This is a genomic window from Porphyromonas somerae, from assembly GCF_022845615.1.
GTDB lineage: Bacteria > Bacteroidota > Bacteroidia > Bacteroidales > Porphyromonadaceae > Porphyromonas_A > Porphyromonas_A somerae.
The window spans coordinates 2,186,319-2,198,469 of the sequence record NZ_AP025559.1; the positions used below are offsets into that span (position 1 = coordinate 2,186,319).

At 49.9% G+C, this 12,151-nt stretch carries 8 protein-coding genes; all 8 read left to right on the forward strand.

Going from position 1 to position 12,151, the window contains the following annotated elements:
* Positions 1-171 precede the first annotated feature (171 nt).
* The 8 genes from MWL85_RS09315 (at position 172) to MWL85_RS09350 (ending at position 12,132) form a co-directional block, all read left to right on the forward strand.
* Positions 172-3,432, forward strand: a complete 3,261-nt coding sequence (locus MWL85_RS09315) for a DUF2723 domain-containing protein (protein ID WP_244400501.1) — start codon at positions 172-174, stop codon at positions 3,430-3,432.
* Positions 3,429-4,097, forward strand: a complete 669-nt coding sequence (locus tag MWL85_RS09320; RefSeq protein ID WP_018027873.1) for a polysaccharide deacetylase family protein — start codon at positions 3,429-3,431, stop codon at positions 4,095-4,097. Before MWL85_RS09315 ends, MWL85_RS09320 begins: the two co-directional genes overlap by 4 nt.
* Positions 4,094-4,672 carry a 1-acyl-sn-glycerol-3-phosphate acyltransferase gene (locus MWL85_RS09325; RefSeq protein ID WP_018027872.1) on the forward strand — a complete coding sequence of 193 codons (579 nt, stop codon included), beginning with the start codon at positions 4,094-4,096 and terminating at the stop codon, positions 4,670-4,672. The genes MWL85_RS09320 and MWL85_RS09325 overlap by 4 nt, the downstream gene beginning before the upstream one ends.
* Complete coding sequence (locus MWL85_RS09330) at positions 4,669-5,472, forward strand: nitrilase-related carbon-nitrogen hydrolase (RefSeq protein WP_244400502.1); 804 nt, start codon at positions 4,669-4,671, stop codon at positions 5,470-5,472. The genes MWL85_RS09325 and MWL85_RS09330 overlap by 4 nt, the downstream gene beginning before the upstream one ends.
* A 69-nt stretch (positions 5,473-5,541) precedes the next feature.
* Entirely contained in the window at positions 5,542-7,026 is a 1,485-nt protein-coding gene (gene proS, locus MWL85_RS09335) for a proline--tRNA ligase (RefSeq protein ID WP_018027870.1), read from the forward strand.
* Positions 7,027-7,041: 15 nt separating this feature from the next.
* Positions 7,042-7,794 (forward strand): 3'-5' exonuclease, encoded by a 753-nt coding sequence (locus MWL85_RS09340; protein WP_244400503.1) that lies wholly within the window; start codon positions 7,042-7,044, stop codon positions 7,792-7,794.
* 414 nt (positions 7,795-8,208) lie between these two features.
* Positions 8,209-10,617, forward strand: coding sequence for a TonB-dependent receptor (locus MWL85_RS09345; RefSeq protein WP_244400504.1), 2,409 nt, complete (start codon positions 8,209-8,211; stop codon positions 10,615-10,617).
* A gap of 15 nt (positions 10,618-10,632) precedes the next feature.
* Positions 10,633-12,132 carry a PepSY domain-containing protein gene (locus MWL85_RS09350; RefSeq protein ID WP_244400505.1) on the forward strand — a complete coding sequence of 500 codons (1,500 nt, stop codon included), beginning with the start codon at positions 10,633-10,635 and terminating at the stop codon, positions 12,130-12,132.
* The last annotated feature ends 19 nt before the right edge of the window (positions 12,133-12,151 follow it).

Genomic DNA, 12,151 nt, shown 5'->3' on the forward strand with positions numbered 1-12,151 from the left:
ACTCCGTGTAACAGTCTCCTTATCCATAGATACCCCGATAAATACCACTCACAACACTTTTCTAATGCGTAACCCCTGTGCGTAATCCCTGGTGGCGGGCGTAACGACATATTGAGCAAAGAGATATTTTAGTACCTTTGTGCAATATTGTATACATCTAGTAAGGCATCTATGGATATTAAGAGATATAAGGTATTGGAGCGCAGCCTTGGGTGGCTGCTCTTTGTGCTGAGTAGTGCGGTCTACTTCGTGACGATGGAGAAGAGTGCGAGTGTATGGGACTGCCCTGAATTTATCACCACCTTTGCGAAGATGGAGGTGGGTCACCCACCTGGGGCACCTTTTTACATGTTGGTCTACAACACGCTCGCTAATCTCTTTCCAAATGGAGGTCAGTGGATAGCCACAGCGGGGAACGCGATCAGCGGACTCTTCTCTGGGCTCACCATTATGTTGCTTTTCCTCACAACAGCGCATCTTATCCGCCGAAGCGACTGGCTAGGAGAGAGCTGGGTAGCCCCTAGCTCAGTGAGCAAGACCCAAGTGGTGCTTTACCTCGGTGGTGGTGCGGTAGCAGCGCTCCTTTATGCCTTTAGCGATACCTTTTGGTACAGTGCTGTAGAGGCGGAGGTCTACTCGATGAGTAGCTTCTTCACCGCTTTGGTCTTTTATCTGATGCTAAAGTGGGAGGCGGAGGCCGATGAAGAGGGGAGTGACCGCTGGCTATTAGTGATTGCCTATCTAATGGGTCTGAGTGTGGGGGTACACCTACTGAACCTCCTCACCATCCCTGCCATGGGACTTATCTACTACTTCCGCAAGAGCGAAAAGCCCAATTGGAAGGGAGCATTGGTGGCGGTACTCGTCTCCTTTGCCTTGATTGCGGTGCTGATGTTTGGTATCATGCAGGGGGTACCACAGATAGCAGGCTACTTCGACCTCTTCTTTGTCAATACCCTTGGTCTGCCCTTTAACAGTGGGTTGGTGGCCTATCTGATTGTGATGATCGGGCTATTGGTCTACACCTATTCCCTCACCATCACTCGCCCAGTGAAGCCTCAGCTACTAAAGGGGCTTTACCTCGTATCGGTGATATTGATCGGTATTCCTTTTATGGGTAGCAGTTGGGTGATTCCGGTATTAATCATCGGTGGATTGGCGGTCTATCTTTTCAAGGCGACTCGGCTACCAGTGCACATAATGAGCACCACTGCCATGGGGATGCTTCTCTTCCTCTTCGGGATGAGCACCTACGGAGTGATCTTAATTCGTGCCAACTCAGATATCCCGATGAATCAAAATACCCCATCGGATGTCTTCTCGCTCCGCTATTACCTCTCTCGTGAGCAGTATGGCAAAGCACCGCTGATCTATGGAGAAAGCTATGCCGCACTCCCTGAGTACGATGATGCGGGAAGGGTAAAGACGGTGAAGAGCACCACCTACCGCCGCAATGGTAATCGGTACGAAAAGCAGGTGTCGGAATCTATTGTGTATCGTAGTGATATGAAGATGCTCTTCCCCCGTATGTATAGCAATATGATGCCTCACTACAAGCAGGGGTATGAGATATGGGGCGATGTAGAGGGAAAGACAATGACGGTATCGGATCGTGGTAAGACTCGTACCGTGGTAGTGCCTACTTTTGCCGAAAACCTGAAGTATTTCTTTAGCTACCAACTCAACTATATGTATTGGCGCTACTTCCTCTGGAACTTTAGCGGTCGGCAAAATGACCTACAGGGGCAGGGAGAGGTGTACAAGGGGAATTGGATCACCGGTATCTCGTGGCTCGATGAGATCTTCTTGGGGCCACAAGAGGGGCAACCTAGCTTTGTGACCGATAACAAGGCACACAACCGCTACTATATGCTTCCCTTGATCCTTGGTCTGGTGGGGCTAGTAGCTCAATTGTATGGCCGTCGGAGGGATCGCGAAAACTTCTGGGTGATCTTCTCGCTCTTCTTTATGACGGGTATTGCGATTGTTCTTTATCTCAATCAGCCACCTTATCAAGTGCGTGAGCGTGACTATGCCTACGCTGGTTCCTTCTACGCCTTTGCCATTTGGATTGGTATGTCGGTGCCTGCCCTTCACACACTTATCACAAAGGGCAAAAAAGAGAGCCCCGCTCTCGCAGGGCTCTTTACGGCAGTAGGGCTAGCCGTGGTAGGATTGGTATTTCAGCAGAATTATGATGACCATAACCGCAATGGGCGGTCGCTTGCTTCGGACTTTGGCAATAACTATCTAGAGAGTTGTGAGGAGAATGCGATCATCTTCTGCAACGGCGATAATGATACCTTCCCACTCTGGTATGCACAAGATACCGAAGGGATAAGGCGAGATATCAAGGTCTGCAACACCTCTTACCTACAGGCTGATTGGTACATTGACCAGATGAAGCGATGGAGCTACGAGGCGGCACCGATGCCGATCAGTTGGACACCCAATGAGTATGGTGGAGATAAGCGATTGACCGCCTACATTATCCCTAATACCACCGATACAATCCCGCTTCGCTTGGGGCTAGACTTTGTGGCAAGTAACGACCCTAAGCTGAAGCAGATACCAGGGGTGGCTCAGCAGATTGACTATATGCCAGCTGACCAGCTATCACTCGCCTTTGACCCAGCTAAACTGGTAGCAAATGGCACGCTGATGCCCGCCGACACAGTGGATCTAGAGCGACCAGAGATGCACTTTGACTTTTCCAAGAAGCAATACCTCGGAAGGCACGAGCTGATCATCCTAGATATGCTGGCCACCAATCAGTTTGAGCGACCCATCTACTACGCCCTCACCGTGGGTGAGGACCAAAGAGTTGGCATGACCTCCAACTTCCGACAGACCGGTATGGCCTATCAAGTGCTACCAGTAGAGGTGCGGGGCACTGGGCGTGAGGTGGATATTGAACGGATGTACCGCAATGTCACCCAACGCTTCCGCTGGGGTGGTGCCGATAAGCCTGGTACTTACTTCGATGAGAATGGGCGGCGACTAGTAGAGACCTACCGCAGTATGATCTTCGCCCCACTCGCCAAAGGATTGGCGGAGAGTGGCGACCTAGAGCGTGCCAAAGAGGTATTGGCCCTAGCTGAGCGTGCAGTGCTGGAGGAGAATGTACCGCACTCCGTTTCGTCGCTTCCACTAGTAGAAGCATACTATGCAGCAGGACTGACGAAGAAGGGTGATGAGATCTCCAGTAAGGTAATAGAGGATTATCTGCAGCAGTTGGATTGGTTCTTCCGCCTAAAGCCAGAACTGATGATGAACTCCCTCCCCGACATTCAAAATGCCCTCCTTATTGTAACGGAGGCCCTGAAGCTAAGTAATAGCAATAGCGATGCTCTCAAAGGAAAGTACGATGCACAGCTAGCAAGCTATCAGAATACCCTCCTCGGCATCATTAAATTGCTACGGGAGCCATGATTATAGAGCAACCACCGAAACTCTATCGCAGACTATTTCCGGGTGCAGTATGGCGGATTCCTAGTCTGCCACACGAGGAGCAGCCATCGGTCTACCTCACCTTTGACGATGGTCCTATCCCCGAGGTGACCCCTTGGGTATTGGAAACTTTGGCAGAGTACGGGGTAAAAGCCACCTTCTTCTGCGTGGGGGAGAATGTATGGCGGTTCCACCCCCTCTTTGAGCGCATTCTACAAGAGGGGCATGCGGTAGGCAATCACACCTACCACCACCTACAGGGATTGCCAACCCCTACAAGGGCCTACATAAAAGACACCATGAGAGCCGATCAATTGATCCATTCGCCACTCTTCCGCCCCCCACATGGGCATCTTGGGCGAAGTCAATTGAAGGTGCTAAGTAGTCGCTACCAACTGATTATGTGGGACGTGGTAACCCGAGACTACTCCAAGCGGGTGACTCCACAGCAGGTATTGGAGGCGGTAAAGCGATATACTCGCGACGGCTCCATCATCGTATTTCATGACTCACTCAAGAGTGAACCCAATCTCCGTTACGCCCTACCAAAGTCTATTGAATACCTCCTCGAGGAGGGCTATCAATTCAAAAGGCTACCTGGGCGGTGCGAAGAGGAGACTCATTCATTAATAACAGAGGCACTATGAGCCAACCTAACAACCATAACAAACCGCTCAACTGGGCCGGGCGACTACTCGCCCGCTTCGGTTGGACCCCTATATTTCCCGAGACTTTCCACCCGAAGAGTGTCATCTGCGTGGCACCCCACACCTCTAATTGGGACTTTATTATCGGGTATCTATACTACAAAGCGTGGGGCGTCGGCGTCACACCTCGCTTCCTAATCAAGAAGGAATGGTTTACCTTTCCCTTCAACCTTATATTTAAGCCGCTAGGGGGACTACCAGTAGACCGCAAGAGCGGAGGCTCCTCGGTAGACCAGGCGGTAGAGATGATTCAGAAAGCCGACCGCCTACACATCGGCATCACACCCGAAGGGACACGCAAGCGCCGTGACCGCTGGAAGAGCGGATTCTACCGTATTGCGAAAGGAGCAGGCGTACCAATTGACCTCGCTAAGATCGATTATAAAAAGAAGGAGGTGGGCATCATCGCCTCTATTATGCCCGACCAAACCGATATAGAAGAAGCGATCCGCAAGATTCGAAGCTACTTCGATAGCAGTATGGCGAAGTACCCTCAGCAGTTTGCAGACCTATGAAAGAGCAGCTAGTAGTCGCATCACTGCAGATGGAGCAGCAGCAGAAGGATATTGATGCCAATATCACCAAGGTGAAGCAACTGGTGGAGGGGCAAGCGTTTGACCTACTAGTGCTGCCCGAGATGTGGACCACTGGCTTCCTCGTAAAGGTGGCAGACCTCTCTCGGGAGTTCCTCACCGAGGCATTCGAGCGAGGGCTAGAGACGATGAAAGCACTTGCGACAGCACACGATGCAGCGCTTTATGGCACCCTGCTAGAGCTTCGTCCGAGTGGCAAGCCAAGTAACACCGGCCTTTTCGTTACCCCTACAGGCGAGGTGACCTACTACCGCAAGAAGCACCTATTTCACCTTGGCGGTGAGTCGGAACACTTCGAGGCAGGAGAGGAGCGGGTGCAGGTGAGCTACCAAGGTTGGCAAATTCGTCTCAGCACCTGCTACGACCTCCGCTTCCCCACTTGGCTGCGGCAAGACCCAGAGCTGGGTCTTTATGACCTACTCCTCTGCTCTGCCAATTGGCCTCGTCCACGCCACCTGGCATGGGAACGCCTTCTCAGAGCTCGTGCGATTGAAAACCAGAGCTATCTGGTCGCCTCCAATCGTGGCGGCACCCCCCACCCCAAGCTCGTCTACCCTGGCTACTCCTTTATCCTTGATAGTGAAGGGGAGAGCCTAAGCGAGAGCAAAGAGCCAGTGGAGACCCTCCTCACCGCCACCCTCTCTCGCCCCGACCTTATGGCACGAAGGAGTGCTTTCCCCGTCCTCGAAGACCTCGACCCCTTCCAGCTACTACCAAGGTAATCCGTGAGAGGATTATTTGGTATCTTTGTGACGCAGAATAAAGAATGATATTTACGATAATAAGATAAGATGGCAAAGAAGATAGACGCACTCACCCCTCGGAGCGAAGACTACTCTAGGTGGTACAATGAGCTAGTGATGAAAGCCGACCTAGCTGAGAATAGTGATGTACGTGGCTGTATGGTGATCAAGCCCTATGGCTACGCTATTTGGGAGAAGATGCAGCAGACGCTCGACCGAATGTTTAAGGAGACGGGGCACTCCAATGCCTACTTCCCGCTCTTCATTCCTAAGTCGTTCCTCAGCAAAGAAGCCGACCACGTGGAGGGATTTGCTAAGGAGTGTGCTGTGGTGACCCACTATCGACTTAAGAATAACCCCGATGGCTCTGGCGTGGTAGTAGACCCTGCCGCAAAGCTGGAGGAGGAGCTGATCGTTCGCCCCACCTCTGAGACGATTATTTGGAATACCTACAAAGGTTGGATCCAATCGTGGCGCGACCTCCCTATTCTCTGCAATCAATGGGCCAACGTAGTTCGCTGGGAGATGCGTACCAGGCTATTCCTCCGGACAGCCGAATTCCTTTGGCAAGAAGGGCATACCGCCCACGCCACTTCGGAAGAGGCTAGGGAAGAGGCAGAGCGTATGATTGGCGTCTACAAGACTTTTGCCGAAGAGTACATGGGGATGCCTGTAATCGTAGGGCATAAGAGTGAGACGGAGCGCTTCGCGGGTGCCGTAGATACCTATACCATTGAGGCACTGATGCAAGATGGCAAGGCTCTGCAGAGCGGTACCTCCCACTTCCTCGGTCAAAACTTTGCCAAAGCTTTTGATGTCACCTTTACCGATAAGGAGGGTAATCAGCAACTCGTTTGGGCTACCTCCTGGGGCGTCTCCACCCGATTGATGGGCGCCCTCATTATGAGCCACTCCGATGATAATGGGCTCGTACTCCCTCCACACCTCGCCCCTATTCAGGTGGTGATGGTGCCTATCTACAAGTCGGAAGAGCAACTAGCAGAGATTAAGGCAACTCTAGAGCCTATCCAAAAGGAGCTAAGGGCTAAGGGCATTTCGGTGAAGCTTGATGATTCTGATAATCGGAAGCCCGGCTGGAAGTTTGCCGAGTATGAGCTGAAGGGCGTACCGGTTCGCCTCGCCATGGGTGGTCGCGACCTAGAGAATGGCACGATTGAAGTGATGCGTCGCGATAAGCTAGAGAAGAGCACCCACGCACTTGAGGGGATTGTAGAGTATATCTCCGAACTGCTCGAGGATATTCAGAAGAATATCTATCAGAAGGCACTTAACTACCGTCAGGAGCATACTACTGTGGTGGATAGCTACGACGAGTTCAAGCGAGTGCTCGACGAAAAGGGCGGATTTATCCTCGCTCACTGGGATGGTACCCCCGAGACTGAGGCAGCTATCAAGGAGGAGACTAAGGCGACTATTCGCTGTATCCCTAGTGACGGAGATACTACTCCAGGCACTTGCATCTACAGTGGAAAGCCATCGGCACGTAGAGTGTTATTTGCAAGAGCCTACTAAAATAGGGGGCACTGGATGACTACTTTACTTTGGATATTAGGGGCGATAGCACTTGTGCTACTCGCCCTTATTTTATACCCTAATAAGAAGAAGAAGCCAAGTATTCAGATAAAGGCCAACTTATCGGACTTTCAAGAAGAGAGGGACGTTCAGCCAATTGCTGTACGTGCCCCTTTACTAGACCCAATTCCAAGGTCAGAGGGGGAGGGAGAGAGGGCGGTGGCAAAGTGGATGATCCTAGACCTACAGACAACAAGTCTCAGTGTAGAGGTTGGAGATGAGGCTAGAATCTTAGAGGCGAGCTGGGCGCTACTGGATGAACAGTATAAGTTGATCACTCGGCACACCTATCGGGTCCGACAAGAGGTGAGTAGTTCGCCCGAAGCTTTCAGAGTGCATGGCATCTCTGACACACTTCTAACCCCTTACAGCATTTCTGAGCAAGAGCTAGTGGAGCGGTGGTTTTCTGACCTCACACCGGGGGCAATACTCGTAGGTCATAATATCGCCTTCGACCGTGCTATATTGCTAGGCACCGTGAGGCGAGTTGCACCTACGCGTACAGCTGAACTAGAACAGCTCCCCACCTTCTGTACCATGACCTATCTCTGCAACTCGCCCGACAGTAGATACCCCAGCCTAGTCCACCTCACAGAAGAACTTGCCGGCATTCCACCCCAACGCTTTTATAGCCTTCGTCCTATCTCTTGGAGAAACGTCTACTTCACCCGCCTCTGCCTGCTCCATCTGCTCCCTAATAACCATTGATCTGAAGAGGGTCTCCATCTCGCCAAAAACTGAGATGCAACTCGTCATTTGCTTAGTTGCATCTCGGCATTTGCTTAGTTGCAACTCGCCGATCGCTTAGTTGCAACTCAATTTTGGCCTTTGTATATAGTTGTATATCAATAGATTGCAAATGCCTTTTTCTCCTCTTTTGCCGGGTTGCCTATTCGACCTTTCCCCGCCCAAGATCCTTACTCACAGACACCCCGATAAAGACCATACGGTAAGACCTTTTTAATGCGTAACCCCCTGAGACTTCCGGTGCATTGGGGTGAAATGACTGGCAAATTGTGTACCTTTGCGGGAAATAAATTCTGCGACCATTGTAGTGTGCGTATGCTTGCATTATGCGACACAAATTGGTCGTGGAGCTAATTTACAATCATTTATATCATCATGAAGCATTATTTTACAACATTCATCATTCTCTTGCTTCTTGCTAGCTCTTCAACGAATGCTTTAGCAATCAATGCAAATGGGAATTCTGTTACCGACCCTACAAAAGCTGAGCCTGACTCGGTATACCACCTTAAGAGCTTAGAGGTAGTTGGGTTTAGACGCGACAAGGTCTCTAAGATCAATGTGGAGATGAAGCATCTCCCCTTTAGGATCTCTAAGATCTCTTTGTCGCCGCTGAAGCTTAGAGGTGTTTTTGACTTCCAAGAGGCTGTTAGATTTACCCCTGCGGCACATGTGAGCACTTCTTATGGTGCGTTTCAGCAACTTAGTGTGAGAGGTTTCGACTACACCCCCATTGAGATTGATGGGATGCGTGACGAGCGTACCACCTTCAACTCTTATCCTGTTCCCGACCTTACGATGGTTGAGACCCTTGAAGTGACCAAGGGGCCTGCCTCTATTCTAACAGGCCACTCATCTGTTGGCGGTGCTATTAACATAGTGCGTAAGTCGGCTACGAATGTGCCTACTCTGGAGCTACTCTTGATGGGTGGTTCGTGGAATACTTACCAAGTATCTGGAACCATTGGGGGGAAGGTAGTCAATGGTATTAATACGCTTTTCAACCTAAATGTGGCTGGTGGTGATGGCTGGCGAGATAGAGGTGATAAGCGGTTTTCGCTGTATAATAACACCAACTTCCGATTGGCACCAAATCATGTGCTAGACTTGAGACTGAGCTATGTGCACGATTATTATGGTACCGAAGCTGGCTTGCCCGCTACGATGCCTGCCGATATTACAGATGAAGTTGCTGGTAAGGTGATCTATCATGAGGGTGACCTCCTTAGGGGTCTTAACCTAGCACAGAGATACAATACGGAGAGTGACTTTATGTACAATACTAATGCCAATGGTATGCTTCGCTATGTTTTCTATATGGATAATGGGTGGAAGCTCTCCAATAAGGCGATGTACAACTATGATGTTATTGACTACTTCTCTACAGAAACACTAAGCTATCCTACTAGCGACAAGCCTATCTTCCCTTATTCTTACACAAGGAATGGGAAAAAGAGTTATATCGACCTTGACCATGTACAGCGTACCTTTCCACTGCGTTTCCAGCATAAGGCTCAGACGATTCAGGATCAACTGGACTTCTCTGGTAAATTCAACATTGGCTCGGTGGGTAACAATATCTTAGTCGGTGGTTCATATACCTTTATGGATAGAGTATCATTTTCTGGATATGGCGTTGCTAAAAAGCCTTATGCTATTCATCATCCGAATGATAAGGATGATGTGTGGGGCCCTGGGGTAAATGCTATTGTCTCTGCCTATCAGCCAGATAATAGTCTCTTGATGCATTCTCGCTTTGGCAAGGCGTCGCCATCAAAGACTCAAGTGATTGGTCTCTTCTTCCAAGATGTCCTGGACTTCTCTAGTCAATTGAAGGGATTTGTTGCACTACGATATAATAATTATAGCATCAAAAACTACAGCAGGTCCTCTGCCATAGACCGCAAGGCTCAATACGATCGTGGTGAATTGACCTCCAATCTGACTTACAACTCCCTTACTTATCGATTGGGGATGGTGTATGAGCCTATTGAGGATCTCTCTATATATGGAAGTTTTTCCAACTTCTTTGTACCAGACCGTAGGGCGAGGTCTTTTAGTGAGAAGCAAATCTTAGTGGACCGCCATGGTAAGATAATTGACCAATCTAAGCTGGACTTTAAGAAGGCAGTATTTGAGCCAACCACTGGTTACCAAGCAGAGGTGGGTGGTAGCTTTAGCTTCTCGGATAAGCTGAGTGGTACCTTATCAATATACCATATTAAGCAGAATAACCTAGTCCGCAATATTGGAGTAGTGCCTGGAATAGTGGATGGCAAAAACATAGATAAGAGTGTGGTAGCACAGGTGGGGACTGTGCTCTCCAATGGACTGGAGACGGAACTTAACTACAGACCTATTGACCGCCTCTTTATCAGCCTAGGATATGGCCTCACAGATGTGAAGTATGGAGAAATTGCGAAGAATGAATTGGATCTAAGTGGAGTGGACAAGGGTGATAGGCTCAATAGGATCCCGATGCACACTTTCTACTCATTTGGTAATTACACCATTGATAAGGGGATACTTGCTGGACTTGATCTCAACTACAGCATTACATTTACCGATAAAATCTATAGGAACTTTGGTCGCAACCTGTACTACGACCCTTATACCTTGGTAAATGTGGGAGCTAACTACGCCATCAAAGACAGTGGTGTCTCTGTAGGACTGCAGCTGAACAACCTTTTTGACAAGAGCTACTTTGCACAGTCTTTAGGTAATCAGATGATACCTGCTGCACCTCGTAATTTCAAGCTAATGATTCGCTACAAAATATTCTAAGCACTACAGAATGCTATGAAGCTTTTGCGTTTTTTGCACAAATGGCTAGGCATATTAATGGCACCTTTGCTAGTGATGTGGTTCGTCACTGGTTTCTTTATGATCTTTTCAGGGTTTCCCCGAGTGGAGAAGGAGCAAGCGTTTGCTCTATTGGATCCGATTGGAAGCATCGACTCCCTACCCAGTACGGGTGAATTGATTGATTGGTACCAGACGCACACTGCCACAGGAGACAGCCCTACAACTCTCTCACTGAAGCGTGAGGAGGGGAGGGCTGTGCTCTCGCTCAGTGGGGCCCAAGGTGAGGTCTTGATGGACCTTCGCTCCGAGAAGCCTATAGACGATATCCCTCCAACGCTGGAGGAGCTAACGGAGAAAACACTTCGACTTACGGGGCTCTCGCCTGCTCGGGTAGATACATTGCACCAGCTTAATCAGTGGTTACCTTTTGCCTCACGTAGAGAGGACTTGCCCTTTATTAAAGTATCAGTAGAGAACCCGAAGTCTACAACCCTTTACTTCTCTGGCAAGAGCGGCCGACTATTGCAGGAGACCAACCAAAGCAACCGCTGGATGGCCTACTTTGGTGCCATCCCTCACTGGATTTACTTCTGGCCAATTCGGCAAGATGTGGAGCTTTGGAAGGGGATATTTGTGGTCTTGGGGATTATGGGCTGTGTGATGATTATTTCAGGCATCATTGTGGGCGTTGTATGGGCCGTGAAGAGCCGAAGATCCTCCCGACGCCGTTGGTCGCCCTTCTCCAAAAGGTCGGGCAAGTGGCAGTATTGGCACCATATATCGGGGCTTCTCTTTGGTATAATTGTGCTCACGTGGATGTTTAGCGGCTGGATGTCCTTGGATTCCTTACCCCGCTGGCTTACTGGTCCATCTCCTCGTACCGAGCTCTATAGCATTAAGGATGGAGGAGCTATTACTGGCAATGAGGTGATGCACTTTGAGCCCATCCTTGCCCAGCACCCCAATGTGAAGCAGGTGACCTACTCACACTACATGGGGCGGCCGTACTATCAACTTGAGGAGAGCGATAAACCAGCTATCTACCTAGTATACAATGATGATGGTTCTCTTGTCCCACTGGCATTGAGCCAAGAGGAGGTGGTGAGTTATCTCAAAGGTCTTGACCTAGCGATAGAGGTGAAGGAGGCATCGGTGCTCCATCACTATAAAGGCGATTATCTCCCCCATCCGCGGGGAAAGCGGAAGCTACCTCTCCCAGTACTTGACCTCTTGACGGCTGAGGGGACTACCCTTTACATCGCATTGGAGGAGCCCTACTTATCCGTACAGAATCGGGCGACGAGACTCAATAGTTGGGCCTACCAAAAACTCCACTCGCTAAAATTTGTCTGGAGCTACGAACACCCTACGCTTTGGCTCTGTATCATGCTCTTCTTACTCACAGGTGGAGCGGTTGTTAGTGTCACTGGCTTGGTCCTTGGATGGCGAGCCCTGAAACGTGCACTAAAGCGCCGCCCCAATAACCATCAGTGACGTAGTGGGACACAGCAGG